At 70.4% G+C, this 24,921-nt stretch carries 26 protein-coding genes; 2 read left to right on the top strand and 24 right to left on the bottom strand.

Features of this window, described 5'->3' with window-relative positions; genetic code table 11:
• Positions 1–64 precede the first annotated feature (64 nt).
• Genes ABEG17_RS14455 through ABEG17_RS14445 form a run of 3 tightly spaced genes read right to left on the bottom strand, consistent with a single transcriptional unit; the run spans position 65 to position 2,823 of the window.
• A complete protein-coding gene (locus ABEG17_RS14455) occupies positions 65–856 on the bottom strand; it encodes an FAD:protein FMN transferase (protein WP_406830171.1) in 792 nt (263 codons plus the stop codon).
• Complete coding sequence (locus ABEG17_RS14450) at positions 853–1,380, bottom strand: FMN-binding protein (RefSeq protein ID WP_406830170.1); 528 nt, start codon at positions 1,378–1,380, stop codon at positions 853–855. Before ABEG17_RS14450 ends, ABEG17_RS14455 begins: the two co-directional genes overlap by 4 nt.
• 9 nt (positions 1,381–1,389) lie before the next feature.
• Positions 1,390–2,823 (bottom strand): ferric reductase-like transmembrane domain-containing protein, encoded by a 1,434-nt coding sequence (locus ABEG17_RS14445; RefSeq protein WP_406830169.1) that lies wholly within the window; start codon positions 2,821–2,823, stop codon positions 1,390–1,392.
• A gap of 119 nt (positions 2,824–2,942) precedes the next feature.
• Here ABEG17_RS14445 and ABEG17_RS14440 point away from each other — a divergent pair, with 119 nt between their 5' ends.
• Positions 2,943–3,470 (top strand): TIGR03086 family metal-binding protein, encoded by a 528-nt coding sequence (locus ABEG17_RS14440; RefSeq protein WP_406830168.1) that lies wholly within the window; start codon positions 2,943–2,945, stop codon positions 3,468–3,470.
• On the opposite strand, the gene ABEG17_RS14435 is transcribed toward ABEG17_RS14440, so the two are convergent.
• From ABEG17_RS14435 to ABEG17_RS14420, 4 genes are read right to left on the bottom strand one after another with little or no spacing between them, the layout of a single operon-like run.
• Positions 3,431–4,150, bottom strand: coding sequence for a nucleoside/nucleotide kinase family protein (locus ABEG17_RS14435; protein WP_406830167.1), 720 nt, complete (start codon positions 4,148–4,150; stop codon positions 3,431–3,433). The two genes, ABEG17_RS14440 and ABEG17_RS14435, sit on opposite strands and share 40 nt — an antisense overlap.
• Complete coding sequence (locus ABEG17_RS14430) at positions 4,147–4,929, bottom strand: sulfite exporter TauE/SafE family protein (protein ID WP_406830166.1); 783 nt, start codon at positions 4,927–4,929, stop codon at positions 4,147–4,149. Before ABEG17_RS14430 ends, ABEG17_RS14435 begins: the two co-directional genes overlap by 4 nt.
• Before the next feature lie 16 nt (positions 4,930–4,945).
• Positions 4,946–5,704, bottom strand: coding sequence for an HAD family hydrolase (locus tag ABEG17_RS14425; protein WP_406830165.1), 759 nt, complete (start codon positions 5,702–5,704; stop codon positions 4,946–4,948).
• The gene (locus ABEG17_RS14420) at positions 5,704–7,536 is read right to left on the bottom strand and encodes a proline--tRNA ligase (protein ID WP_406830164.1); all 1,833 of its coding nucleotides are present in this window, start codon (positions 7,534–7,536) and stop codon (positions 5,704–5,706) included. The genes ABEG17_RS14425 and ABEG17_RS14420 overlap by 1 nt, the downstream gene beginning before the upstream one ends.
• A 154-nt stretch (positions 7,537–7,690) precedes the next feature.
• On the opposite strand from ABEG17_RS14420, the gene ABEG17_RS14415 reads away from it, so the two are divergent.
• The gene (locus ABEG17_RS14415; RefSeq protein WP_406830163.1) at positions 7,691–8,326 is read left to right on the top strand and encodes a pyridoxamine 5'-phosphate oxidase family protein; all 636 of its coding nucleotides are present in this window, start codon (positions 7,691–7,693) and stop codon (positions 8,324–8,326) included.
• A 4-nt stretch (positions 8,327–8,330) separates the two neighbouring features.
• Here the strand turns inward: ABEG17_RS14415 and ABEG17_RS14410 are convergent, their stop codons facing one another.
• The 17 genes from ABEG17_RS14410 to ABEG17_RS14330 all read right to left on the bottom strand — a co-directional run bounded on the left by ABEG17_RS14410 (position 8,331) and on the right by ABEG17_RS14330 (position 24,919).
• Positions 8,331–8,747, bottom strand: a complete 417-nt coding sequence (locus ABEG17_RS14410) for a MauE/DoxX family redox-associated membrane protein (protein ID WP_406830162.1) — start codon at positions 8,745–8,747, stop codon at positions 8,331–8,333.
• Positions 8,744–8,995, bottom strand: coding sequence for a hypothetical protein (locus ABEG17_RS14405; protein WP_406830161.1), 252 nt, complete (start codon positions 8,993–8,995; stop codon positions 8,744–8,746). The genes ABEG17_RS14410 and ABEG17_RS14405 overlap by 4 nt, the downstream gene beginning before the upstream one ends.
• Entirely contained in the window at positions 8,995–9,840 is an 846-nt protein-coding gene (locus ABEG17_RS14400; protein WP_406830160.1) for a GNAT family N-acetyltransferase, read from the bottom strand. Before ABEG17_RS14400 ends, ABEG17_RS14405 begins: the two co-directional genes overlap by 1 nt.
• 65 nt (positions 9,841–9,905) lie before the next feature.
• Positions 9,906–10,685 carry an amino acid ABC transporter ATP-binding protein gene (locus tag ABEG17_RS14395; protein ID WP_406830159.1) on the bottom strand — a complete coding sequence of 260 codons (780 nt, stop codon included), beginning with the start codon at positions 10,683–10,685 and terminating at the stop codon, positions 9,906–9,908.
• Positions 10,682–11,470, bottom strand: coding sequence for an amino acid ABC transporter permease (locus ABEG17_RS14390; protein WP_406830158.1), 789 nt, complete (start codon positions 11,468–11,470; stop codon positions 10,682–10,684). Before ABEG17_RS14390 ends, ABEG17_RS14395 begins: the two co-directional genes overlap by 4 nt.
• Positions 11,471–11,501: 31 nt before the next feature.
• Entirely contained in the window at positions 11,502–12,335 is an 834-nt protein-coding gene (locus tag ABEG17_RS14385) for an ABC transporter substrate-binding protein (protein ID WP_406830157.1), read from the bottom strand.
• Between the two features lie 312 nt (positions 12,336–12,647).
• On the bottom strand, positions 12,648–13,808 hold the full coding sequence (gene ispG, locus ABEG17_RS14380) for a flavodoxin-dependent (E)-4-hydroxy-3-methylbut-2-enyl-diphosphate synthase (protein WP_056922592.1): 1,161 nt from the start codon (positions 13,806–13,808) through the stop codon (positions 12,648–12,650).
• Between the two features lie 102 nt (positions 13,809–13,910).
• Entirely contained in the window at positions 13,911–15,278 is a 1,368-nt protein-coding gene (locus ABEG17_RS14375) for a M50 family metallopeptidase (RefSeq protein ID WP_406830156.1), read from the bottom strand.
• A complete protein-coding gene (dxr, locus tag ABEG17_RS14370; protein ID WP_406830155.1) occupies positions 15,278–16,525 on the bottom strand; it encodes a 1-deoxy-D-xylulose-5-phosphate reductoisomerase in 1,248 nt (415 codons plus the stop codon). The genes ABEG17_RS14375 and dxr overlap by 1 nt, the downstream gene beginning before the upstream one ends.
• Positions 16,526–16,590: 65 nt before the next feature.
• On the bottom strand, positions 16,591–16,848 hold the full coding sequence (locus ABEG17_RS14365) for a hypothetical protein (RefSeq protein WP_406830154.1): 258 nt from the start codon (positions 16,846–16,848) through the stop codon (positions 16,591–16,593).
• 37 nt (positions 16,849–16,885) lie between these two features.
• Positions 16,886–17,950, bottom strand: a complete 1,065-nt coding sequence (locus ABEG17_RS14360; RefSeq protein ID WP_406830153.1) for a DnaB-like helicase C-terminal domain-containing protein — start codon at positions 17,948–17,950, stop codon at positions 16,886–16,888.
• Positions 17,951–18,133: 183 nt separating this feature from the next.
• On the bottom strand, positions 18,134–19,594 hold the full coding sequence (locus ABEG17_RS14355; protein ID WP_406830152.1) for an NAD-dependent succinate-semialdehyde dehydrogenase: 1,461 nt from the start codon (positions 19,592–19,594) through the stop codon (positions 18,134–18,136).
• Positions 19,594–20,700 (bottom strand): agmatinase, encoded by a 1,107-nt coding sequence (gene speB / locus ABEG17_RS14350; protein ID WP_406830151.1) that lies wholly within the window; start codon positions 20,698–20,700, stop codon positions 19,594–19,596. Before speB ends, ABEG17_RS14355 begins: the two co-directional genes overlap by 1 nt.
• A gap of 34 nt (positions 20,701–20,734) precedes the next feature.
• Entirely contained in the window at positions 20,735–22,012 is a 1,278-nt protein-coding gene (locus ABEG17_RS14345) for a saccharopine dehydrogenase family protein (protein WP_406830150.1), read from the bottom strand.
• A 22-nt stretch (positions 22,013–22,034) separates the two neighbouring features.
• On the bottom strand, positions 22,035–22,829 hold the full coding sequence (locus ABEG17_RS14340; protein ID WP_406830149.1) for an ABC transporter permease: 795 nt from the start codon (positions 22,827–22,829) through the stop codon (positions 22,035–22,037).
• A gap of 1 nt (position 22,830) precedes the next feature.
• Complete coding sequence (locus ABEG17_RS14335) at positions 22,831–23,775, bottom strand: ABC transporter permease (protein WP_406830148.1); 945 nt, start codon at positions 23,773–23,775, stop codon at positions 22,831–22,833.
• Positions 23,768–24,919, bottom strand: coding sequence for an ABC transporter ATP-binding protein (locus ABEG17_RS14330; RefSeq protein WP_406830147.1), 1,152 nt, complete (start codon positions 24,917–24,919; stop codon positions 23,768–23,770). The genes ABEG17_RS14335 and ABEG17_RS14330 overlap by 8 nt, the downstream gene beginning before the upstream one ends.
• Positions 24,920–24,921: the final 2 nt, after the last annotated feature.

Here is a 24,921-nt window from a genome sequence, read left to right as displayed (position 1 = left end):
AGACCGCGCGAAGGCCCTCCCGCTCGGCGGGAGGGCCTTCGCGCGCCAGTCGTCGCGCGACGTCTCAGAGCACGAACGAGCGGTACTGCGGGTCGTTCGCGGAGAGGGCCGAGCGCCCGGCACCGGGGTCGACGAACAGTGCTGTCGCCCACACGTCGGCCCACAGCAGGCTCGGCCCCCAGACCGTCACCGAACCCGAACGATCCACGGTGGAGCCGGACCGCGGGTCGGCGATGTGCTGCCCGCGGGCCGCCGTGCCGGAGGTTGCCAGGCCACCGGTCACGAGGTCGAGCGAGGCGGCGATGGCGCCGGCATGCAACGGGTCCTCGATGCCGACGCGCCAAGCAGTCGGCTCGGTGTCACGGCCAGCGCCGGCGACAAGATCACCACCGGCGTTGAGGCAGTAAGAGATTCCCGGCACGTTGGCGAGGTGGTCTGCGGCCTTCTCGACCGCCCATCCCTTGACGAGGCCGGTGGGGTCGTAGCCACCGGCACCGGGGTAGGACGCGGTGAACAGGCCGCCGGTGCGTCGCTGGGCCTCGGCGCACAGGAGGGCGACCTCCTCGTGCCACGGGTGCGCCGACACTCCGTCGAGCTCACCGCGTCGCAGGCGCATGAGCTCGCTGTCGGGCCGCCAGGTGCTGAACAGGTCGTCGACCTTGTGCAGGAACGACCACACCTGCGTCACGGCCTGCTCGACCTCTGGTGCGTCGACGGCCCCACGGACGTGGGCGGAGACCGGAAGACCCATCACCTGGGTGACGAAGGCGCGACGCGGCAGGGCGGACGACTGACGTCCGCCCGCCGAGGGACCCGACTGTCCCGGGCCCGGCCGTTCCACCGTCGAGGCACTCACAGGTGCGCCTGGTCGATCGCGGACTGCAGCGACTGGATGTAGCCGTCGGAGGTGAAGGTCGCGCCCGAGACCATGTCGATGTTCGCGCTCTGCGACGAGACGGCCTCCTGGTTGAGGATCGGCACGGCGTAGGAGTTGATCTCCTGGTCGCGGTTGTCGTTCCACGGGACCTGCAGCACCTGCGAGGCGGTGATCTTGCCGCCCTTGACGGTGATCTGGACCTGGACGTCGCCGTACTGCGTGCCGATGGCGTCACCGGCGTAGGTCTTGGCGGCGGACGACTGCGAGGGGCTGGACGAGGAGCTCGACGAACCGCCGCTCGGTGTCGAGGAGCTGGACGAGCCACTGGTCGAGGTGCCTGAGGGGCTGGTCGCCTTCGGCGTCGCAACGGCGCCCGGCGTTGCCGCTTGGGCGATGACGGGGGCCGCGACCGAAGAGCTCCTGCTGGACGTGGAGGTGTGGTAGCTGAACAGCAGGACCAGGGTGGTGAGGGTGGACAGGCTCCACAGGGTGATGCGTCGCAAGGCAGGCTCCTAGTACTCGAACAGCTCGAGGTGGATGTGGTCGGAGGGGACACCGCACTCGCGGGCGGCCCGTCGGGCGGCCTCCATCCACTTGGGTGCCCCGCACAGGAAGATGTCGCGCTCGGCCACGTCGGGCACGAGCTGGGCGAGCGCCGCCGCGTCGGTCAGGTGTGCGGCGGAGGCGGGCAGCCACGAGTCACGGCCCGGGACGCGAGGCCCCTCGACGGTGACGTAGCGGGCGCCCCTCTCCCGCGCCAGCTCGAACATCTCGACGGCGAAGACGAACTGGTCGCGGCTGTGGGCTCGGTGCACGACGACGACGTCGCCCGGGTCCTGGTCCAGCCCTTCGAGCAGCGCCCGGATGGGGGTGATGCCGATGCCGGCCCCCATGAGCAGGACCTCGCGCCGGGTGCGCACTCCGGGGTGCATCCGCCCGTAGGGGCCTTCGACGAGGACGCGGGTGCCGGGCTTCATGGTGGCTAGCCGTGCGGTGCCGTCGCCGACCTCGGCCGCGGTGATGCGCAGGCTCTGGCCGTCGGGTGCCGCGGAGATGGAGTAGGGGTGGGCCCTGCTCCAGCCCGGGCCGTCCAGGAACCGCCACTGGAGGAACTGGCCGGCCGCGACGTCGAGCTTCTCGACCCCGCGGCCCGCGACGACGACGGAGGTGACGCCGGGTCCTTCATCGACCACGGAGGCGACGCGCAGCGGAGCGCGCAGCGAACGCCAGGCCGGCACACCGACCCGGTAGACGAGCACGGCAGCGGCGCACACGGCATACAGTCCCCACCAGAAGACGGTCGAGGCGGTGGAGGCGAGGAACTCCCGGCCCGTCCACAGCTGGTGCGGAAGGGCGAGCCCGGCGCCGAGGTAGCCGTACAGGTGGATGAGGTGCCACGCCTCGTAGCGCAGCCTGCGCCGCGCCTTGCGGACCGAGGTGACCACGACCATGCAGAGCGCGACGGTGCCGGCCGTCGCCAGCAGCATGCCCGGGTAGTGCAGGACCAGGTCGACGAGCGTCCCCCACAGGCCCTTCGGCGTACCGGACGCGTAGCCCAGGGTGATGAGGACGATGTGCGCCCAGAGGAGGTTGAACGAGGTGAACCCGACGAGCCGGTGCGTCCGCGCGAGCTCGTCCTGGCCCCAGGCCTGCTCGAACCACGGCACCCGCGCCATGAGGAACACCTGCACCAGCAGCAGGGCCGAGGCGACCAGACCGGTGAGCCGCCCGGTGCTGGTGAGCGCGCCGGCGACCGACCCGAGGTCCTGGACGCCACCGTTGGCCACCCACAGCGCGGTGACCCACAGCAGGACGAGCCAGAAGGCGGACACCGACGCGTCGCGCCACCAGCGTGGGACGGTCCGGACCGCACGGCTCCGGTATGCCGCCCGAGCCTGCGGGCGCTGCGTGGGCGCCGTGGCAGACGGCACTTTGGTGGTGGTCACGAGAACACTGTGCGGCCGAAGTCTAGGAGTTTGCTGTGGACGGCCCATGACGTGGGTTTGGGTTCACCGGATGCCCGAAAGGTCTTGTCCGTGCGGTGCCGGAGTGGTTGCGTGACGGGATGGACACCACACGAGACGACCTCGCGACCCTCGACCGCGGACTGACCCAGCTCTCGACCCTGGTGGAGGCGGTGCAGCCCTCCGACCTCGAGCGTCAGACGCCGTGCACGGACTGGACCGTGCGCGAGCTGCTCGGCCACGTCGTGCAGGGCCCGGCCAACTTCGCGGCCTCGGTCCGTGGCGAGAGCCCCGACTGGTCGGCGGCGGCCGAGCTCCCCCAGGACTGGTCGGCCACCTTCCGCTCGAACGCGGACGACCTGCGCGCGGCCTGGGACCAGAACCCCGACGCGCCGGGCGGTCCCGGGTTCCAGGTCGCCGAGCTGGCCGTGCACTCGTGGGATCTCGCCACGGCACTGGGCAAGGACGCCGCAGAGCTGGACCCGGAGGTGGCCGAGGTCGCCTACGCGACGATGTCGCAGGCCCTGACTCCCGAGCGGCGAGGAGCGGCGTTCAAGCCCGAGCAGGAGCCCGCCGGGGACGCGGGTCCCTACGAGCGCCTCGCGGCCTTCGCCGGTCGCTCGATCTGACCGTCGACGACCACCACGTCGGCGACGTCACGCCCGCCGACGACCAGGCGCGCGTTCGCCTCGTCGGACCGGTCGACCCACGCCTCGGCGTCGTCCACCTCGCGGCCGGTGAGGACGTGCCTGTCGACCAGGCGCGAGCGGCGCTGTTCGGCACCGAGGTCGCAGAACCACACCTCGTCGAGCTGGTCCCGCACCGTCGGCCAGCCACCGTCGGGCAGCAGCAGGTAGTTGCCCTCGGTCAGCACGAGGTCGGCGTCCAGCGGCACCTCGATCGACTCGGGCTCCGGCTCCCCCACCGCGTGGTCGAAGCTCGGCGCCCACAGCGCGGTGCGCGGCAGGGCCCGCGCGGTGGCGAGCGTCGCGGCATACGCCTGGACGTCGAAGGTGTCCGGAGCGCCCTTGCGGTCACGGCGGCCAAGCCGGTCGAGCTCGGCATTGGGCAGGTGGTAGCCGTCCATGGGGACGTGCGCGATCCGCCCGGCGAGGCGCGGGTCCTGCGCCGCGGCGGCGAGAACCGCGAGGACGAGGGTGGTCTTGCCCGCCCCGGGTGCACCGCTGATGCCCAGGACCCGGCGCCGACCGCGGCCCCCGGTCACCGGATCCGTAGCGGCACCCTCGACCGCATCCTCGACCAGGGCGGCACACCGGTCGAGCAGGCGCGGGTCGGCGTGCGGTGTCACGACCAGGCCCCCAGCACCGAGCCGCCGATGCGAACGATGAAGGCGACGAGGACCACGACGAAGACCACGCGGACGAACCTGCTCCCCCGGGCCACGGCCGTCCGGGCACCGACGTAGCCACCGCAGACGTTGGCGACGGCCATCACCGCACCGATCTTCCACATCACGTGGCCGCCGGGGATGAAGACGGTCAGGGCCCCCAGGTTGGTCGCGAAGTTGGCGATCTTGGCCTTGGCGCTGGCCTCGAGGAAGGCGTAGCCCATCAGGCCGACGAGGGCGAAGACGAGGAACGAGCCGGTGCCCGGGCCGAGCGCCCCGTCGTAGACCCCGATGACGAACCCCGTGATCATCGCGACGACGGTGTGCCGGTGGCCGTTGAACCGCAGCGTCGTCTCGTGGCCCAGGCTCGGCTTGGCGAGGGTGTAGGCCCCGACGACGACGAGCATGACGAGGATGACAGGGTTGAACGCCGTCTTGGGGATGTGCAGACCGATGAGTGCCCCGCCGACCGCCCCGACGTACGCGACGGCAGCCATCGGCAGGGCGGTGCGCAGATCCGGACGGACCCTGCGCCAGTAGGTGATCGAGCTCGTCGCGGTGCCGAAGATCGAGGCGATCTTGTTGGTCGCCAGCAGCTGCGCCGGCGCCGCGGACGGGAAGCCGAGCAGCAGGGCCGGGAGCTGGACCAGCCCACCACCCCCGACCACGGCATCGATCCACCCTGCGCCGAAACCGGCCAGGGCCATGAGCAGGACCGTCGTCAGGTCGAGGTCAGGCACAGTCGAGGACCAACACCTAGCGACCGAGCCAGCCGTCGACGACGTCGAGGATGTCGAGCAGCTCGTGGGCCACGGCGTCCGGCGTCACGTCGACCGCCACCTGCTGGCTGGTCGGGATGTCGCTGTGCGGCACCCAGATCGCGCGCATGCCGACCTGCTGCGGCCCGTGCACGTCCTCGAACATCCGGTCACCGACGTACGCGGCCGAGGCCGGTTCGACGCCGACGGCAGCGCAGGCAGCGAGGAACGCCTCGGGGTGCGGCTTCACGACGTGGATCTCCGAGGAGTAGACGTCGCCGTCGAGCAGGTCCAGGACGCCGTCGCGCTGGAACACCTCGCGGTGGTAGGCGCGGGTCCAGATCGTGTTGGACAGCACCCCCACCTTGAGCCCGCGGTCGTGCAGGCCTTCCCACAGGGGCCGGACCTGCGGGTCGGTGTGCGTGTGCGGCTCCCAGAACCGACGGTATGCAGCGAGCGCCAGGTGGTGCCGGTCGTGCTCCGCGTCGACACCGGCCTCGGCGAGGATCGCCTCGATCGATGCGCTCTCGTGGGTCTGCCGTCCACGGGACCAGGCCTTCTCCTCGGCCTGGTGGATCCGCAGCGCCAAGGAGTCGGCCTCGGCGAGGTCCTCGACGGGCATGGCGGGGTCCTCGACCGGCAGTCCGTGCACCTCGCGGGCGAAGACCCGCCACTGCTGGGGCAGGTCGACCGTGTGCCACGGGGTGAGCGTTCCGCCCCAGTCGAAGATGACGGCCTGCAGCGGCGCGTTCGCCATCAGCCGGCTGCTGCGTCGGTCGCAGTGTCGGCCACGGTGTCGGTCGCACTGCCGGTCGTGCCGTTGACGGCGGCCAGGACCGCGGTGACGACGCCGTCGACGGGCACCTCGGTGCGCTCGCCGGTCGCGCGGTCCTTGATCTCGACGATGCCGTTCTCCAGCGACTTGCCGACGACGACGATGGTGGGGATGCCGATGAGCTCGGAGTCCTTGAACCGCACACCGGGGCTGACCTTCTGGCGGTCGTCGAACAGCACCGTCAGCCCGGCAGCCTCGAGCTCGCGCACGAGCTCCTCGGACTTCGTGAAGACCTCCGGGTCGCGGTTCATGTCCTTGCCCGCCGCGACGAGGTGGACGTCGGCGGGGCTGATCTCGCGCGGCCAGCGCAGCCCGAGCTCGTCGTGGTTGCCCTCGGCGACACAGGCCACGGCGCGGGAGACCCCGACACCGTAGGAACCCATGATCACCGTCTGGAGCTTGCCGTTCTGGTCCAGCACCTTGAGGTCGAGCGCCTCGGCGTACTTCGTGCCGAGCTGGAAGATGTGGCCCATCTCGATGCCACGGGCGGACTCGAGCGCGTGGCCGCACGAGGGGCAGGCGTCGCCGGGGCGGACGTCGGCGGCCTCGATGGTGCCGTCGGCGGTGAAGTCGCGACCTGCGACGAGGTCGATGACGTGCTTGCCGGCCACGTCGGCGCCGGTCACCCAGCGGGTGCCCTCGACCACGCGCGGGTCGAGCAGGTAGCGGACCTTCGAGGCCGACTCCGAGCCAAGGGCGCCGGGCCCGATGTAGCCCTTGACCAGGGCCGGGTTGGCGGCGAAGTCCTTCTCCTCGAAGGCCTCCACCTCGGCCGGCTCGACCTGGGCGCCGAGGCGCTTCTCGTCGATCTCGCGGTCCCCGGGCACGCCGATGGCCAGCGGCTCGCGGGTGCCGTCCGGGTGCACGAGCACGACGAGGACGTTCTTCAGGGTGTCGCCGGCCGCCCAGGGACGGTCCTTGCGGGGGAACGCCGCGTTGAGGTGGTCGACCAGGGTCTCGATGGTCGGGGTGTCGGGGGTGTCCTCGGCGTGCGCGGCCGGCGCGTCGTCGTAGGGCACAGCGTCGGGGACGGGCACCTGCACGGCCTCGACGTTCGCGGCATACCCACAGTTGGGGCAGTGGACGTAGGTGTCCTCGCCGTTCTCCGCCGTGGCGAGGAACTCCTCGCTCTTGGACCCACCCATGGCGCCGGCCATCGCCTGGACGATCACGTAGTGGAAGCCGAGGCGGTTGAAGATCCGGATGTAGGCGTCGCGGTGCAGCTGGTAGCTCTTGTCGAGCCCGGGGGTGTCGATGTCGAAGGAGTAGGAGTCCTTCATGACGAACTCGCGCCCGCGCAGGATGCCAGCGCGCGGACGCGCCTCGTCGCGGTACTTGGTCTGGATCTGGTAGATCGACAGCGGCAGGTCCTTGTAGGACGAGAAGAGGTCCTTCACCGCCAAGGTGAACATCTCCTCGTGCGTGGGCCCGAGCAGGTAGTCGGCGCCCTTGCGGTCCTGGAGGCGGAAGATGTTGTCGCCGTACTCGGTCCAGCGCCCGGACGCCTCGAACGGCTCCTTGGGCAGCAGCGCCGGGAACAGCAGCTCCTGGGCGCCGATCTCGTCCATCTCCTCGCGGACGATGCGCTCGACCTTGCGCAGCACCTTCAGGCCGAGCGGCAGCCAGGTGTAGATGCCGGGGCTGACGCGACGGATGTAGCCGGCCCGCACGAGCAGCCGGTGGCTCGGCACCTCGGCATCGGCCGGGTCCTCGCGAAGGGTTCGCAGGAACAGGGTCGACATGCGCAGTGCCACTTCGGACTCCTCAGGTGGTGGACAACCACCAGAGGATATCGGGGCGTACGGCGCCGGCTCACCCCAGTTGTACTCGCGGACACCCAGAAGGGTTCGGAGGCCGGGTCCGACCGGGTTCCGGTCGGCGGTGAGCGGCCGCTGACACACTGGCGCCATGGGCTCCCACGACTCCGTCGACGACCACCGCATCCAGACCGCCGAGCAGCTGCGCGTGCTCGTCGGCGAGCCGCTCCCCCGGGTGCGGGACAAGGTGCGGACGACCCTGCACGAGCTCGACCGCGACTGGATCGCCGCGTCACCGTTCTGCGTCGTGTCGACGTCCGACTCCGAGGGCCGGTGCGACTCCTCCCCGAAGGGCGACCCGCCGGGGTTCGTCAAGGTCCTCGACGACACGACGCTGGCGGTCCCGGAGCGCAAGGGCAACAAGCGGGTCGACGGCTACCTCAACGTCCTGGAGAACCCGCACGTCGGCCTGATCTTCCTCGTGCCGGGCCGCGGGGACACCCTGCGCGTCAACGGCCGCGCCCGGCTGGTCGCCGACGCCCCGTGGTTCGACGAGATGGAGGTCAAGGGTCATCGCCCGGTCCTTGCCCTCGTCGTCGACGTCGAGGAGGTCTTCTTCCACTGCGCCAAGGCGTTCATGCGCAGCAGGCTCTGGCACCCCTCGACCTGGGACCCGATGGCCGTCGGTTCACGCCCGGAGATCGCCAAGGCGCTCGAACGGCCCGAGGACTCGGTGGAGGAGCTCGAGAAGTACTACGGCGAGCAGTACTCCACCGGCCTCTACTGACGCCTCAGCGCCCGGCGGCCTTGAGGGCGGTGCGGATCAGCGGGAGCTGGAGCGGCAGCCTGGCGAGGGTGCCGGCGAACATCGCCTTCGCCCCGGTCGTCTGCTTGCGCTGGGCGCGCTTGCCGTGGTTGGCGCTCATCTGCACGTTGCCGGGCAGGATCGCGACGAGCAGGACCGCGCTCGCCCAGCCGGCCAGCCGACGGGTGCGCGGGTGCAGCAGCCCGGCGGCGCAGACGAGCTCGGCCACGCCCGAGGCGTAGACCAGCTCGCGCCGGCGGGGCAGCGAGTTCGGGACGAGCGGCTCGAACACCTCAGGCTTGGCCAGGTGCGTCACTCCGGAGGTGAGGAACAGCGCGGCCAGCCCGGCGATGTCCGTGCTGAGCGGCGGCGTCGTGACACGGGACAGGCTCGAGGACGTCATCGCTCCATTGTGTCCCGCTCGGACGCCCGGTGCGCGGCGAGGTAACGCAGCCGGGCCCGCAGCGCGAGCGCGAAGGTGACCCCGCCGACGGCGAGCAGCACGATCCCGACCCAGAGCCACGTGCGCCCCTGCGGCTGCATACCCGGGACCAGGAGGACGAACGCCCCGAAGGCGAGCACGGACCCGGTCAGCCACAGCAGAGCGTTGCCGGCGGCCGGGTCGTCCTCGCGGGGAGCGTCCTGCTGCATCAGAGCAGGACGGTCGAGAACGAGCCCACGTCCTCGAAGCCGACCTTCGCGTACGTCGCCCGGGCACTGGTGTTGAAGTCGTTGACGTACAACGTGACCCACTTGGCGCGCGTGGTCATGACCTGCTCGACGACGGATGCCATCAGCGGGACGGCGAGCCCCTGCCCCCGCAGGTGCGGAGCGAGCCACACCCCCTGCAGCTGGGCGCAGCCGAGGGCCACCGAGCCCACGTCGGCCTTGAAGATCACCGCGCCGTCCTCGACGACGACGAACGTGTGCCCGCGGTCGATGAGGGCCAGGAGCGCCGTGCGGTATGCCGCGCCGGAACCGGAGTAGGGCGGGTAGCCGATCTCCCCCTCGAACATGTGCGCGGCAGCCGGCATCACGAGGTCGACCTCGTCGGTGGTGGCCGGACGGACCCGGTCGTCGAGCTCGACACCCAGGGAGGACGGCAGGTCCATGGCACTCATGAGCGGCTGGTCGGCCCGGATCGCGCGGGCCGGGCCCCACGACGGCGCGAGGTGGCGCCACAGCTCGGACACCTGGTCGGCCGGCCCGAGGATGGACGCGCAGTGGCGGCGCCACCGTCGGACGCGGTCGGCGAAGAAGGCGATGTCGGCGTCCGCGGCCTCGACGGGCACGAGGTTGGCACTGGACCAGCACAACGACTGCAGGTGTCCGTCCACCCGGTGCCCGAAGACGGTGCCCGGCTGGGTGGTGAGCACGCCCTCGAGGAGGCGGGCGGCGACGAAGACGTTGGCCGGAAGGTTGCGCGCACACACCTCCAGGGCATCGTCGCGGTCCGCCGCAGTCAGGGCGTGGACCGGGTTCCGGGTGCGCAGCACGCAGTCAGCCTAGGGCGTGCGCGCAAGGTCCGCGCCCCTTGCACCGGCGACGACGGGCCGACCGGTCAGAGCACCTGCGAGAGGAACCGCCGCAGCCGCTGGCTGTGGGCGTCCTCGAACACCGTGCCGGGCGCACCGGACTCGACGACGACGCCCCGGTCCATGAAGAGCACCTGGTCGGCGACCGACCGGGCGAAGCCCATCTCGTGGGTGACGACGAGCATGGTCATGCCACCCGCCGCGAGGTCGGCCATGGTGGCCAGGACACCCTTGACCAGCTCGGGGTCCAGGGCCGAGGTGGCCTCGTCGAACAGCATCACCTGGGGCTGCATCGCGAGCGCGCGGGCGATCGCCACCCGCTGCTGCTGCCCGCCGGACAGCGTCCCGGGGCGGACGTCGGCCTTGTGGCGCAGACCGACGCGGTCGAGCTGGGCGAGCGCCTGCTCGACGGCCTCGTCCCTGGACAGGCCACGGAGCCGGGTGAGCCCGAGGGTGATGTTGTCGCGGACCGTCTTGTGCGGGAACAGGTTGAAGTGCTGGAACACCATCCCCACGCGCTGCCGCAGCAGGTCGGGGTCGTCGGCGAGGACGCTGCGGCCCTCGAGGAGGACGTCGCCGGAGTCGGGCTCGAGCAACCGGTTGACCACGCGCAGCAAGGTGGACTTGCCCGAGCCCGAGGGCCCGATCACGCACGTGGTCGAGGCAGCCGGGACGTCGAAGGTGACCCCGCGCAGGACGTGGTTGGTGCCGAAGAACAGGTGGATGTCGCGGGCGGCGACGTCGACACCGGGGGTGGCGGCGACACCGGGGGTGGCGGCGGCGTCGGTCGTCGGGGTGGTGCTCATCGGTGGGCCTCCTGGGCGAGGGCGAGGGACGGCGCCGCGGGATCGGTGGGCTCGTCGTCGGCGCCCTCGGCACCGTCGGCGCGGCGACCGTCCCGCAGCCTGCGGTCGATGGCGTTGACCACGTGGGTCAGCGGCACGGTGATGACCAGGTAGAACAGCCCCGCGAGGAGCAGCGCCGACTCGTTGCCGGTGTTGGCCGCCGCGTCCTGCCCGATCCGGAACAGGTCACGCTGGCTGGCCAGCAGACCGAGGAAGTAGACGAGGGACGACTCCTTGATCAGCGCGATGAACTGGTTGACCAGGGCCGGCAGCACCCGCCGGATCCCCTGCGGGATGACGACCAGGCGCATGCCACTGGGGCGCGAGAAGCCCAGCGCCCGCGCGGCTTCGAGCTGTCCGGCCTCGACGCTCTGGATCCCCGAACGGAAGATCTCGCCGATGTAGGCGCTCGCGATGAGCGACAGGGCGAGGATGCCCAGCGGGTACGGGTTTGGTCCCCAGATCTGCAGCCCGACCGGCGACAGCCCGACCCCGATGAGCAGGATCGTCACCGCCGCCGGGAGGCCGCGGAAGACGTCGGTGTAGACCCGCGCCGGCCACCGGAGCCACCGGCTGCCGGAGAGGCCGGCGATCGCCAGGAGCATGCCGACGACGGTGCCGATCACCGCCGAGGTGAGGGCCAGGAGCAGCGTGTTGGGCAAGCCGACCCGAAGCAGCTCGGGCAGGGCGGTGCGCATGGCGTCGACGTCGAAGAACGTCTGCCACAGGGTGTTCAGGACATCCATCCCCGGCCCTCCTCTCGGTGGTGGTGGTTGGTTACTTCGCGGCGCCGATGGCGACCGTGCCGCTGCCCGGCTTGAAGTCGGCGGGGATCTCACGGCTCGGGTAGTACTGCTTCTGCAGCTTCGCCCAGGTGCCGTCCTTGATGACCTCGTCGAGCGCCTTGTTCACCCCGTCGCGCAGGGCGGGGTTGCCCTGGTTGACCGCGAAGGCCGTGCCGCCGGGGTCGAGCTGCTTGGCCACCGCGAGCACCTTGCCGCCGGAGTCGGTCGCGGTCTTCTCGCCGATCTCGGCCGGGGTGATCCACGCGTCGGCCGTCCCGGCCTTGAGCTGGTTGAGGGCGGCGTTGTAGTCGGGCACCCGCACCGGGTTGAGGTTCTCGCGGCTGGCGAAGTCGTCCTGGACGGTGCCCTGCACGACGACCACGCGCTTGCCCGAAAGCTGGGCGAACGACGTGATGGGCGAGCCCTTCGGGACATCGAGGCCGAGGAACCCGAAGTCGTACTTGTTGGAGAAGGCCACCGTCTTCTTGCGCGCCTCGGTGATGCTGATCGAGGACGAGCCGAGGTCGTACTTGCCCGTCTTCACCTGGGCGAGCAGCGAGCTGAACTCCGTGCCCACGAACTGGACCTTGAGGCCGAGCTTGGCGGCCACGGCGGTGAGCAGGTCGTTGTCGAAGCCGGTGAACTTGCCGTCCTTGAGGAAGACGTTCGGCGGGGCGTCGGTCAGCGTGCCGACCCGCAGGGTGCCCGGCTGCTGGAGCTTGTAGGGGTTGGACTCGGCAGAGCTGTTGCTCCCGCCGCACGCGGCGAGCGACAGGGCGAGAGCGGCGGAGGTGGCGAGGACGAGGGCGCGACGGCGCACGGACATGGGTGATCGGTTCCTTCGGTCGGGAGGGGTCGACGGCGACCCCGGCGGCGGGCAGGCAGGAGCCCGGCGGGATGGTGCGTGTCAGATCAGGCGGGTACGGCGTGCCGCACGCGGGCTGCCCGAGGGCGCCCTACGCGTGCGGCTGGGGACAGGCCCGTCGAACGGCCGGAGCCGGTGCGGTGGCCTCGCGGCCGCTCATCGTGAACACATCACGAAGTTATCCCACCCATAACTAGGAGTGATAACCGGGGTCGGGCTTCGCCCACCATGTGGACGACCTCTGGACAGCAGCGGCGACCGGGAGGGGACGCCTCAGCCGACGGTGACGGACGGCGCGCCCGCGCTGGCCTCGTCGATGGGCTCGCCCATCTCCTCGGCGATGCGCATGGCCTCTTCGATGAGGGTCTCGACGATCTGGCTCTCGGGCACCGTCTTGACGACCTCGCCCTTGACGAAGATCTGCCCCTTGCCGTTGCCGGACGCCACACCGAGGTCCGCCTCGCGGGCCTCGCCGGGACCGTTGACGACGCACCCCATGACGGCGACGCGCAGCGGCACGGTCATGCCCTCGAGCCCGGCGGTGACCTCGTCGGCGAGCTTGTAGACGTCGACCTGCGCGCGACCGCACGAGGGGCACGAGACGATCTCGAGCTTGCGGGGCTTGAGGTTGAGCGACTGCAGGATCTGGTTGCCGACCTTGACCTCCTCGACAGGAGGGGCCGACAGGGAGACCCGGATGGTGTCGCCGATGCCCTTGGACAGCAGGGCACCGAACGCGGTCGCGGACTTGATGGTGCCCTGGAACGCCGGGCCCGCCTCGGTGACGCCGAGGTGCAGCGGCCAGTCGCCCCGCTCGGACAGCATCTCGTAGGCCTTGACCATGACGACGGGATCGTTGTGCTTGACCGAGATCTTGAAGTCGTGGAAGTCGTGCTCCTCGAACAGCGAGGCTTCCCACACGGCCGACTCCACGAGCGCCTCGGCGGTGGCCTTCCCGTACTTCTCGAGCAGTCGCGGGTCGAGCGAGCCGGCGTTGACGCCGATGCGGATCGAGACGCCCGCGTCCTTGGCCGCAGCCGCGATCTGCTTGACCTGGTCGTCGAACTTGCGGATGTTCCCGGGGTTGACGCGCACCGCGGCGCACCCGGCGTCGATCGCGGCGAACACGTACTTCGGCTGGAAGTGGATGTCGGCGATCACGGGGATCTGCGACTTGCGCGCGATCGCGGGCAGCGCGTCGGCGTCGTCCTGGCTCGGGCAGGCCACCCGCACGATGTCGCAGCCGGAGGCGGTGAGCTCGGCGATCTGCTGCAGCGTCGCGTTGATGTCCGTCGTCGGGGTCGTGCACATGGACTGCACGGAGATGGGGGCGTCACCGCCGACCTCGACCTTGCCGACCTTGATCTTGCGCGTCTTGCGCCGGGGCGCGAGGACGGGCGGGGGCAGGGCCGGCATACCGAGTCCAACAGTCATGGCTGAAGTATCTCCCAGTGGGGTTTGGAGGGCGTCCCCGGGCTGCCCCGCCGCCCGGAGACGGCGACGACGACGCCGCCCGGAGACGGCGACGGGCAGTGCTCAGCCGCCGAGGCTGATCGGCTTCACCACGTCGGCGTAGATGAGCAGGACCGACATGACGATGAGCACCGAGGACACGGCGTAGGCGACCGGCAGTGCCTTGGCGACGTCGACGTGACCGGGGTCGGGGCGGTTGCGCGCCTTGGCGATGCGGCGCTTGGCGCCCTCCCACAGCGCGCCGGCGACGTGACCGCCGTCGAGGGGCAGCAGCGGGATGAGGTTGAAGACGAAGAGGGCGAGGTTGAGCGACGCCATGAGCATGAGCAGGAAGACGAACGGGTTCATCCCGTCCTGTCCCCCGATCCACGGGATCTTGCCCGACGTCGCCTCGCCGGCCATCCGGCCGACACCCACGACGGAGACCGGGCCGTTGGGGTCGCGGGCCCCGGAGCCGAAGGCGGCCTGCACCACGCCGACCATCTTCTGCGGGATCTTCAGGACGACCCCGGCGGTGGCGAGCAGCTGCTCCCCCACGACCCCGGGGACGGCCGTGACCGGCTGCCGTTCGTAGCCGATGATCGCGCCGGAGGAGACTCCGAGGAAGCCGGTCTCCTGGACGATCGGCCTCCCGTCGGCGTCGACGAGCGGGGCGCCGTCGGGTCCGACCTGTTGCACGGAGTTGCGGATCGGCGTGGCGGTGAGGGTCTGCTCGACTCCCCCGCGCTTGACGACGATCGGTACCTGCTGCCCCACGCGGGGGCGGATGAGCTTGCCGACATCGGCGGTGGTCTTGATGGGCTGACCGGCGACGGACACGATCTCGTCGCCCGGGCGGATCCCGGCGGTGTAGGCCGGGGTCTTCGGGTCCGCCGCGGCGCACGTGGTCTTGGTCGTCGCGTCCTTGGCGGGCACGACGCACTCGGACACGCTCGCGACGCGCGCGCCGTCCTGGAGCGTCGCGACGCCATACGTCGTGAGCACCCCGGTCAGCAGCACCACGGCGATGAGGAAGTTCATCATCGGGCCGCCCAGCATGACGACGACCTTCTGGTGCACGGGGAGCTTGTAGAACACGCGGTCCTCGTCGCCGGGCTTGACCTCCTCGAGGCTGAGCTGGCGGGCCTCGTCGGCCAGCTGGGAGAACCGTCCCGTGCTCGACACCCGCAGGGTCCCCGGCTTGTCACCCGGCCGCGGCGGGAACATCCCGATCATCCGGATGTAGCCGCCGAGCGGGATCGCCTTGATCCCGTACTCGGTCTCGCCCCGCTTGCGCGACCACAGGGTGGGTCCGAACCCCACCATGTACTGAGTCACCTTGACCCCGAACTTCTTGGCGGGGACGAGGTGGCCGATCTCGTGCAGCCCGATGGACAGACCCACCCCGAGCACCACGAAGAGCACCCCGAGCACGAACAGCAGCACGGTCATCAGCGGAGCGCCCCCTCGGCGTCGGAGAGTGGTTCGGTCGGTCGTCCATCGGTCAGCCCCAACACGGTGCGGGCCCGGTGGCGTGCCCACGAGTCGGCACGCAACACGTCCTCAACGGACAGTGTCGCTGATTCGATCCCCTCGCCGCCGGAGGTCGCGTGGTCCTGGACCACCCTGTCGATCGTGTCGACGATGTCGAGGAACCCGATCCGGCCGTCGTGGAACGCGTCGACCGCCACCTCGTTGGCTGCGTTGTAGACGGCGGGGTAGGTGCCGGACGCCTCGCCCACCTCCCGGGCCAGCCGCACGGCGGGGAACGCCTCGTCGTCCAGCGGCTCGAACTCCCACGACTGTGCGCGGGTCCAGTCCACCGGCACGTCCACGTCGGCGAGGCGCTCCGGCCACGACAGCCCCAGGGCGATCGGCACGAGCATCCGCGGCGGACCCGCCTGCGCGATCGTCGAGCCGTCGACGAACTCCACCATCGAGTGGATCATCTGCTGCGGGTGGACCACGACATCGATCCGGTCGAAGGGGATGTCGAAGAGCAGGTGCGCCTCGATGACCTCCAGCCCCTTGTTGACCAGGGTCGCCGAGTTGGTCGTGATGACCCTGCCCATGGAGAAGTTCGGGTGGGCCAGCGCCTGCTCGGGGGTGACCTCGCGCAGGGAGTCCCTGGACCGGCCCCGGAACGGTCCTCCGCTGGCGGTGACGACGAGTCGGCGGACCTCCTCGGCGCGTCCTCCGCGCAGGCTCTGCGCGATGGCGGAGTGCTCGGAGTCCACCGGGACGATCTGGCCGGCTCGCGCAGCGGCCTTCACCAGGGGTCCGCCGACGATGAGCGACTCCTTGTTGGCCAGCGCCAGCACCGAGCCCTCGGCCAGGGCCGCCAGGGTGGGTCGGAGTCCGATCGAGCCGGTGATGCCGTTGAGCACGACGTCCGCGCCGGACCCGGCTGCGGTCACCGCCGCATCGTCCCCGACCACGACCTGGGGCCGATATGCCCCCCGGCCGGCCCGGACGGCATACGCGCCGATCGCCTCGGCGACCCGCTCGCAGGTGCCGGTGGCCACCGCGATGAGGTCCACCTCGAAGGCCACGGCCTGCTCGGCGACGAGGTCCAGGTTGGACCCTGCGGACAGGGCGGTGACGCGGAAGCGGTCGGGGTTGCGCGAGACCACGTCGAGCGCCTGGGTCCCGATGGAGCCCGTGGAGCCGAGGATGGCGACGGTGCGGGGTGAGGTCACGTCCCCATTGTCGCAGCCCACGGTGGTCGCCCCACCCGGCACACGTCGCCCGGGCGACGGGGCGGTCAGGCGAGCGACGTGCGGCGACGTCGCTCGAGGGCCCGGTCGGCACCCACGAAGGCGAGGCCGACGAGGGCGACGAGCAGGTTGGACAGGATCGTGAAGTAGGAGATGAACCGGGCCAGGCGCGTGGCCAGCCCTGGCTGCGCGGACTCTGCGAGGACCGACTCGCCCGCAACGACGAGGGAGAGCTGCCAGAGGACCGCCGCGACCGTGACGACGGCGACGACGCCGTGGACGGTGCGGCGGGAGGCCTGGGTCACCCCGACCACGCTTGCGCCGACCCGGCCGCCCGGCTCGTCACTCGCGGAAGACGCGCTCCTCGATCAGCTGCTCCTCGACGAGGCGCCCCTCGGGCTCGAACCGGCCCTGCTCGAAGCGCTTCCTGAACTCCAGGGAGACGTGGTCGACACCGCTGCGGTTCTTCTCGATCGTCATGACGACCCACTGGCGGAAGCGCTCGGCGTTCTCCAGGTGGTAGACGAGGTGGTGCTTGGCCACGACGTCGTACTTGTCGTTGAGGATGAGGATGACGTCGGACTCGTAGGCCAGCGCCGACGAGCCGCGCAGGTCGTTGACTCGCATGCGCTTCCCGGCGACGAGGCTGCCCTTCTCGGCCGCGACGATCGCGAGGACGGGCACCTGGTACTCCAGGGCGAGGTCCTTGAGTCCCTCGACGACGACTGCGACGCGCTCCTCCTCGCTGCCCGAGAAGTCCGCGACCGGCACCTTCTGCAGGTAGTCGACCAGGACGAGCGGCGGCTGGCTCTCCTGGCGCACGACCCCCTCGACGGTCGCACGAATCTCGTCGAGCGTGGTGTGCAGGCCGCTCGAGGTGTGCACGTGGAGGTGGTCGCCGTAGCGCTCGAGCGCTTCGATGGCCTCGGCCCCACCCGTGGCGTTCGAGAAGCGCTCGAGCATCGAGTGGGCGTTGCTGTGGCGCGCCTCGAAGCGCTGGCGGATCTTGGTCAGGCTGATGCCGTCAGAGCCCGCGATGGCACCGGCCTCGATGGCCAGCAGCCGCTCGAGGACGCTGTGGGCGTCGTGCTCGTAGGAGAAGAACACGGCGGACCGGCTCGCGGAGACGGCGTTGCGCAGCATCTGCAGAGCCATGGCCGTCTTGCCCAGCCCCTGCGGGCCCCCGAGCAGGACGAGCTCGCCGGAGCGGAACCCGCCCGTCAGGGCGACGTCGAGGGTGTCGAAGCCGGTCGGCCAGACGCGGGCGCCGGCCGCCCGCCCGGTGCGCATCTTCTCGTCGGTCTCGGCGAGCACCTCGGTGAGGGAGCGCAGGCGCGGAGCGGTGCGGGAGAAGGGCGGCGGCGGGGCAAGCTCCGCCGAGGCCTCGGGGGACTCGACGCTGGTCATGGGAGCGATTGAACTCCCACTGGTCCCCGTTGGGGGGCACTTCCGCCAACTTCACCCTGTCGTCTCGACAGCCCGACCATCGTACGGCGGACAGACCGGACACCATCGGACAGTTCGGGCGATCGGTGTCGCGGCTGCGAGTGGGCCGTCGGTGCTCCCGACGGCCCACTCGTCAGCGGTGGGTCAGGGGGCGATGCCGACGTACGTCGTCTCGAGGTACTCCTCGATGCCCTCGAAGCCACCCTCGCGTCCGAAGCCCGAGGCCTTGACGCCGCCGAACGGTGCGGCGGGGTTGGAGATGATGCCCTGGTTGATCCCGATCATCCCGTACTCCAGCGCCTCGCTCACCCGGATGACCCGGCCGAGGTCGTTCGTGAAGACGTAGGAGGCCAGGCCGTACTCCGTGCCGTTGGCCAGGTCGATGGCCTCCTGCTCGGTGCTGAACGACGCGATCGGCGCCACCGGCCCGAAGATCTCCTCCCGCATCATCCGGGCGTCCTTGCGCACCCCGGTGATGACCGTGGGCTCGTAGAAGTAGCCGCGGCCGGGTGCCGCCTTGCCTCCGGTGACGACCGTCGCCCCCTGGGAGCGGGCGTGCTCGACGAGCTCGGCCACGCCGTCGCGGGCCTTGCCGTCGATGAGCGGGCCGACGTCGACGCCCTTCTTGGTGCCCTTGCCGAGGGTCAGCGCCGACATCCGCTTCGCGAGCTTGGCCGAGAACTCCTCCACGACGCTCTCGTGGACGTAGAACCGGTTGGCGGCGGTGCACGCCTCACCGATGTTGCGCATCTTGGCGAGCATGGCGCCGTCGACCGCGCGGTCGAGGTCGGCGTCCTCGAAGACGAGGAAGGGCGCGTTCCCTCCGAGCTCCATCGAGACCCGAAGCAGCTGCTCGGCCGACTGCTCGACCAGGCGGCGACCGATGTTGGTCGAGCCGGTGAAGGTGAGCTTGCGCAGGCGCGGGTCCCGGATGAGCGGCTCCATGACGTCACCGGTCCGCGACGTGGTCACCACGTTGAGGACACCGTCCGGCAGCCCGCATTCGCGCAGGAGCTCGGCCAGGGCGAGCATCGTCAGCGGCGTCTGGCTGGCGGGCTTGACCACCATCGTGCAGCCCGCAGCGATCGCCGGACCGATCTTGCGGGTGCCCATGGCCAGGGGGAAGTTCCACGGCGTGATCATCAGCGTCGGGCCGACCGGCTTCTTCATGGTCAGCAGGCGGGTGGCGCCGTTGGGGGCGGTCGACCAGCGACCGCTGATCCGCACGGCCTCCTCGGAGAACCAGCGGAAGAACTCGGCGCCGTAGGTCACCTCACCGCGGGACTCGGCCAGGGTCTTGCCCATCTCGAGCGTCATGAGGGTGGCGAAGTCCTCGGCGCGCTCGGTGATCTTCTCGAACGCCGAGCGCAGGATCTCGCCGCGGTCGCGCGGGGGCGTCTTGGCCCAGTCCCCTTGCGCCGCAACGGCTGCATCGAGGGCGGCCTTGCCGTCGGCAACCGTCGCGTCGGCCACGTGGGCGAGGGTGGCACCGCTCGAGGGGTCTTCGACGGCGATGGTCTGCCCGTCACTGCCCTCACGCCACGTGCCGGCGATGAGCAGGCCCTTGGGGACGGACTCGATGAGGGACTTCTGGGTGGTGGCCATCAGGACTGTTCCTCCGTGGGTGCGTGGTCGTGGCTGTCGTGGGTCTGGTGCGTGTGGTGGTGCGAGGGGATGTGCCCCTGCGGTATGGCGCCGGCGCGGCCCGCGAGCAGCGGCTGCGCGGGGTCCCAGCGGGTGCCCTCACGGGCGTCCTGGCGACGGCGGGCGATGGCCGAGAGCGCTTCCAGGACGACGCGGTTCGCCAGGGCGGCGGTGATGTCGGCGTGGTCGTAGGGCGGGCTGACCTCGACGACGTCGACGCCGACCACGGGGAGCTCGAGGCAGATCCGGCGCACCGAGTCCAGCAGCTCGCGGGCCGAGAGGCCGCCGGGCTCCGGGGTGCCCGTTCCCGGGGCGTGGCCGGGGTCGCAGACGTCGATGTCGACGGAGAGGAAGACCCCCTCGCACTCGTCCGTCGCGATGGCGAAGGCGTCGGTCAGGCACTCCTGCAGCCCACGATGGACGATCTCGGTCATCTCGAACGACCGCATCTGCTGACCGGCCATCCAGTCGAGCGTCTCCGGCGGTGGCCAGTAGCCGCGCAGGCCCACCTGGAGGAACCTGTCACCGCGCAGCGCACCGGACTCGATGAGTCGGCGCATCGGCTGGCCGTGCCCCCACAGCGAGCCGAACTCGATGTCACCGGTGTCGGCGTGGGCGTCGAAGTGGATCATCGAGACCCGCCCGTGGCCGAGGGCGTTGGCCACGCCCTTGGCGTCAGGGAACGCGATCGAGTGGTCACCTCCGAGGACCACCGGTATGGCGCCGGCGCGGGTCACCTTCTCGACCGCGGCCTCGAGCTTGGGCAGCGACCGCTCGATGTCACCGGAGTACATCTCGACGTCGCCTGCATCGACGACCCGCAGGTCGACGAGGCCGTCGGTGCGCAGCGCCAGGGACGGTCGTGAGCCGTCGTGCGGCAGGTAGTCCGTCATACGGATCGCCTGCGGCCCGAACCGTGTTCCCGGTCGGTGGGAGGTGCCGCCGTCGAAGGGCGCACCCAGGATCACGACGTCGGCGTCGGCATACGTGCTCTCGTCGTCGAGGTCGCAGCGGTCCACGCCGAGGAAGGTGAAGTCGGGACCGTACTGCTGCCCGTATCGCGTCATGACCCGACCCTAGCCGCGCCGGCGGCCACCGGCCTCAGCGGTCCTCCATGCCCCACGGTGAGCCGTAACCCTCGGGCTTGGGTGCCTTGAGCAGGTCGAGGAACGGCACGGCGTCGAAGGCCTCCGGGCCGAGCACCCCGCTGCCGCTCCACGTCCCGTTGGCGAGCAGCTCGAGGGCCACCACGGGGTTGACCGCGGTCTGCCACACGACGCACTGGGCGCCGTACTCGTTCATCGTGTCCTCGTTGTCGGACACGTGGTAGAGGTAGGTGCGCCGCGGCTGCCCGTCCTTGCCGGTGCCGGTGACCCAGAGCCCGGCACAGGTCTTCCCCTTCATCTGCGGGCCGATCGTCGCGGGGTCGGGCAGCACCGCTGCGACCACGTCACGCGGCGAGACCTGTACGCCCTTGACGGTCACCGGGTCGGTGCGGTCCAGACCCAGCGTCCGCAGGGTCTTGAGGATGGTGATGAGCTCCTCGCCGAGGCCGTACTTGAAGGTGACACGGTCGGCGTCGATCCACCGCGGCATGAGGAGCACCTCCTCGTGCTCGACGTGCACGCACTCGACGGGGCCGATGCCCTCGGGGAAGTCGAACACCTCCGGCTCGGCGAAGGCCGGCAGGGTGGTGAAGCCCGCTTCCACGTCGCCACCGGCGGCCTCGGCCCGAGCCCGCTCCCACACCACCGGTGGGTTGAGGCACTCCTCGATGATCGTCCACATCGAGAACCCGGGAGCGAACGTCTCGTTGCCCTCCTCGTCGTACACCGCGAGGTTGGCGCCGTCGCGGGTGCCCAGCTCCTCGATGTGGGAGAAGAGGTGGTCCGAGGCGTACCGCGCGAACACGTCGGAGAGCCCGGGCTCGACCCCCATGCCGACGAGGGCCAGCTGGCCGGTCGCCTCCCACTCGCCTGCCAGGGCGAACTGCTCGTCGCCGAGCTTGACGTGGGCCTTGGAGTACGGCTCCTCCGGGTGGCGCTGCGACAGGCTCATCGCCATGTCGAGGTAGCTCGCACCGGCGGCGTGGGCGCCACGGAAGATCGGCATCACGAACCGCGGGTCGACTGCGTTGAACACGTGGGTGGCGGCGTACTTCAGGGCGAGGGCGGCCACCGCCCCTCCGTCCGAGGCATCCACCACCGCGGCGACGAGGCGGTCCTCCCCCGCCCGTCTGGCCGTCGCGTTGGCGACGGTCGCCTCGGCCCTGGCAAGGTCGTAGTCGGCGACCACGAGCAGCTCGAAGAAGTCTCGCTCGACGGCGATGCGCGCGGCGGCGTCACCGACGCCACCGGCGCCGATCATGAGGATCCGCATGGGGATGGTCTTCCTTCTGGTGCTAGGCCACGCGTTGCGCGCGGCGCGCTGAGACGGCCTGTGCTCCCAGCACGATCGCGACGGAGGCGAGGAACATCACCGTCCCGATGACGTTGATCTGCACCGGTGTCCCGCGCTGGGCCGCACCCCACACGTACATGGGGAAGGTCACCGAGCTGGGGCTGGCGTTGAAGTTGGTGATGATGAAGTCGTCGAACGACAGGGAGAACGACAGCAGGGCACCGGCCGCGATGCCCGGTGCTGCCAGCGGCAGCGTGACCCTCATGAACGTCGACACCGGTGAAGAGCCGAGGTCGGCCGCCGCCTCCTCGAGGCGGGGGTCCAACGTCGCCACCCGCGCCTTGACCGCCACCACGACGAACGAGACGCAGAACATGATGTGGGCGATGAGGATCGCCGTGGCGCCGGTCTGCAGACCGATGTTGAGGAACAGCGCGAGCAGGCTCGAGCCGAGCACGACCTCCGGCGTCGCCATCGGCATGAAGATCAGCAGGTTGGTCGTCGCCCGGCCCTGGAAGCGGTGTCGTCCGAGGGCGAACGCGACCATCGTGCCGAGCAGCGTGGCCACCAGCGAGGCGGTGATGCCGATGCGCAGGCTCAGTCCGAGGGAGTCGCAGATGCCGGCGGCCCCGCACGGGTTGGTCCAGGCGTCGGTCGAGAACCGGACCCAGTCGATGTTGTAGCGGCCGTTGGGCTTGTTGAACGAGAAGATGATGACGATGACGTTGGGGATCAACAAGATCGCCAGGGTCACCATCGCGACGAAGGCCAGCAGGTGCTTGCGTACCCAGTTCATGTCACACCAGCTCCTCGGTGCCCGCCCGGCGGACGTAGAACGCCACGAGGGCGAGGATCATCACGAGCAGGACGAAGGACAGGGCGGCCGCCATCGGGTAGTCCAGGACCCGCAGGAACTGGCTGTCGATGACCTGCCCGATCATCACCGTCTGGGTGTTCCCGAGCAGTCGGGAGTTGATGTAGTCACCAGCCGCGGGGATGAAGGTGAGCAGGGTCCCCGACACCACACCCGGCAGGGACAGCGGCCACGTGACGTACCGGAAGGTCATCCGCGGTGTGGCGTACAGGTCACGGGCCGCCTCCAGGAGCCGTCCGTCGAGCCGGTCCAGGGAGGTGTAGAGCGGCAGGATCATGAACGGCAGGAAGTTGTAGGTCAGGCCCCAGATCACCGAGAACTTGCTGTAGAGCAGCGAGTCGTTGTTGGACAGGTTGAGCAGCTGCAACAGGTCGGTGAAGTGGATGGCGCGGGCGAACCTGGCGACCACGAAGTTGTCGGACAGCAGCGTCTGCCAGGCCATGGTGCGGATCAGGAAGCTCGTGAAGAACGGGGCGATGACCAGCACCAGCAGGACGTACTTGCTGCGGCCCTTGCGCCCGGCGATGTAGTAGGCCAGCGGGTAGCCCAGGGCCAGGGCCAGCACGGTCGCGCTCGCCGAGTACCCGAGGGAGCGCAGGAGCTGCGGCCAGTACGTGGACAAGGCGTCGGCGAAGATGCTGATGTTGCCGGTGAAGACGTAGCCGTCGTCGACGTTGCCCTCCTGCATCGACTGCGATGCCAGGGTGACCATCGGCGCGACGTAGAAGACGATGAGCCACAGCAGGCCCGGAGCGAGGAGCAGGTAGGGCACCCAGTTGCGGCGCCCCCGGCGACGGGGAGGCTTGGAGATCTTCGGCGCCTCTTCCACCGCCGCTGCGGGACCCAGGCTCGCCGGAGCGCTACTCATCGTCCCGCCCGATGCCCGCGTCCTCGTCCTGCTGCTGGTCGAGCACGAACTCGTAGCCGGCGTCCCACGAGACGTCGACGTTCTCTCCCACCGACCGACGCGGCGACCCGTCATTCTGCTGGACGAGGGTGATCTCGTGTCCCCACGGCATCCGCACGAGGTAGTGCGTCGCCACACCGGTGAACGAGGCGTCGGTGACCGAGCCGCGCAGCACGTTCTGGCCCTGGTCACCCAGGCGCAGCTTCTCGGGCCGGACGCCGATCCAGACGTCCTTGATGTCCTCCGGCACCCGGCTGGCGTCCACGAGCACCTCGTGGCCGTGCACCTGGGCCGTGACGAGACCGTCGGGGCGGGTGCCGGTGAGCGTGCCCTCGAGCAGGTTGGACTGGCCGAGGAAGTTGGCCACGAAGGTCGTCGCGGGACGTTCATAGAGGGCGGCGGGGTCACCGAGCTGTTCGACGCGGCCGGCGTTCATCACCGCGATGGTGTCGGCCATGGTCATGGCCTCCTCCTGGTCGTGGGTGACGTGGATGAAGGTCAGGCCGACGTCGGACTGGATGCGCTTGAGCTCGATCTGCATCTGGCGGCGCAGCTTGAGGTCGAGGGCCCCGAGCGGCTCGTCGAGCAGCAGCACGTCCGGTCGGTTGACGATGGCACGGGCCAGGGCGACACGCTGCTGCATGCCGCCGGACAGCTGCGTCGGCTTCTTGCGGGCGACCTCGGCGAGCTCGACCAGGCTCAGCACCTCCTGCGCCTTGCGCTTGGCGTCCTTGTCGCCCCGGCGCTTCAGCCCGAACATGACGTTGTCGAGGACGTTCATGTGGGGGAAGAGCGCGTAGGACTGGAAGACCGTGTTGACGTTGCGCTGGTAGGCCTTCGCTGCGGTGATGTCCTTGTCACCGATCCGGATGTGGCCCGTGGTGGGCTCCTCCAGGCCTGCCACCATCCGCAGCGTCGTGGTCTTGCCGCAGCCGGAGGGACCGAGGAGGGCGAAGAACGTGCCGCCCGGCACGGTGAGGTTGAGCGGGTGCACGGCCGTGAAGGCCTCGAACTCCTTGCCCAGGTCGACGAGGTGCAGGTCCTCGGTGACGCCGGTGCGACGTTCGGTGCTCGTTGCCGTGCGCTCGGCAGGGGTGGTGGTCATGG

Source organism: Pedococcus sp. KACC 23699, assembly GCF_045348425.1.
In the GTDB taxonomy this organism is placed as follows: domain Bacteria; phylum Actinomycetota; class Actinomycetes; order Actinomycetales; family Dermatophilaceae; genus Pedococcus.
This window is presented reverse-complemented; position numbering and strand designations above follow the sequence as displayed.

Excerpts from the sequence above, each read along its gene's own strand:
- ABEG17_RS14375 (WP_406830156.1), bottom strand. The coding sequence starts at position 15,278 with ATGACCGTGCTGCTGTTCGTGCTCGGGGTGCTCTTCGTGGTGCTCGGG.
- ABEG17_RS14425 (WP_406830165.1), bottom strand. The coding sequence starts at position 5,704 with ATGGCGAACGCGCCGCTGCAGGCCGTCATCTTCGACTGGGGCGGAACG.
- speB (WP_406830151.1), bottom strand. The coding sequence starts at position 20,700 with ATGACGCGATACGGGCAGCAGTACGGTCCCGACTTCACCTTCCTCGGC.
- ABEG17_RS14340 (WP_406830149.1), bottom strand. The coding sequence starts at position 22,829 with ATGAACTGGGTACGCAAGCACCTGCTGGCCTTCGTCGCGATGGTGACC.
- ABEG17_RS14330 (WP_406830147.1), bottom strand. The coding sequence starts at position 24,919 with ATGACCACCACCCCTGCCGAGCGCACGGCAACGAGCACCGAACGTCGC.
- ABEG17_RS14390 (WP_406830158.1), bottom strand. The coding sequence starts at position 11,470 with ATGGATGTCCTGAACACCCTGTGGCAGACGTTCTTCGACGTCGACGCC.
- ABEG17_RS14415 (WP_406830163.1), top strand. The coding sequence starts at position 7,691 with ATGGGCTCCCACGACTCCGTCGACGACCACCGCATCCAGACCGCCGAG.
- ABEG17_RS14335 (WP_406830148.1), bottom strand. The coding sequence starts at position 23,775 with ATGAGTAGCGCTCCGGCGAGCCTGGGTCCCGCAGCGGCGGTGGAAGAG.
- ABEG17_RS14410 (WP_406830162.1), bottom strand. The coding sequence starts at position 8,747 with ATGACGTCCTCGAGCCTGTCCCGTGTCACGACGCCGCCGCTCAGCACG.
- ABEG17_RS14355 (WP_406830152.1), bottom strand. The coding sequence starts at position 19,594 with ATGGCCACCACCCAGAAGTCCCTCATCGAGTCCGTCCCCAAGGGCCTG.
- ABEG17_RS14345 (WP_406830150.1), bottom strand. The coding sequence starts at position 22,012 with ATGCGGATCCTCATGATCGGCGCCGGTGGCGTCGGTGACGCCGCCGCG.
- ABEG17_RS14440 (WP_406830168.1), top strand. The coding sequence starts at position 2,943 with ATGGACACCACACGAGACGACCTCGCGACCCTCGACCGCGGACTGACC.
- ABEG17_RS14405 (WP_406830161.1), bottom strand. The coding sequence starts at position 8,995 with ATGCAGCAGGACGCTCCCCGCGAGGACGACCCGGCCGCCGGCAACGCT.
- ABEG17_RS14385 (WP_406830157.1), bottom strand. The coding sequence starts at position 12,335 with ATGTCCGTGCGCCGTCGCGCCCTCGTCCTCGCCACCTCCGCCGCTCTC.
- ABEG17_RS14360 (WP_406830153.1), bottom strand. The coding sequence starts at position 17,950 with ATGACCAGCGTCGAGTCCCCCGAGGCCTCGGCGGAGCTTGCCCCGCCG.
- ABEG17_RS14395 (WP_406830159.1), bottom strand. The coding sequence starts at position 10,685 with ATGAGCACCACCCCGACGACCGACGCCGCCGCCACCCCCGGTGTCGCC.
- ispG (WP_056922592.1), bottom strand. The coding sequence starts at position 13,808 with ATGACTGTTGGACTCGGTATGCCGGCCCTGCCCCCGCCCGTCCTCGCG.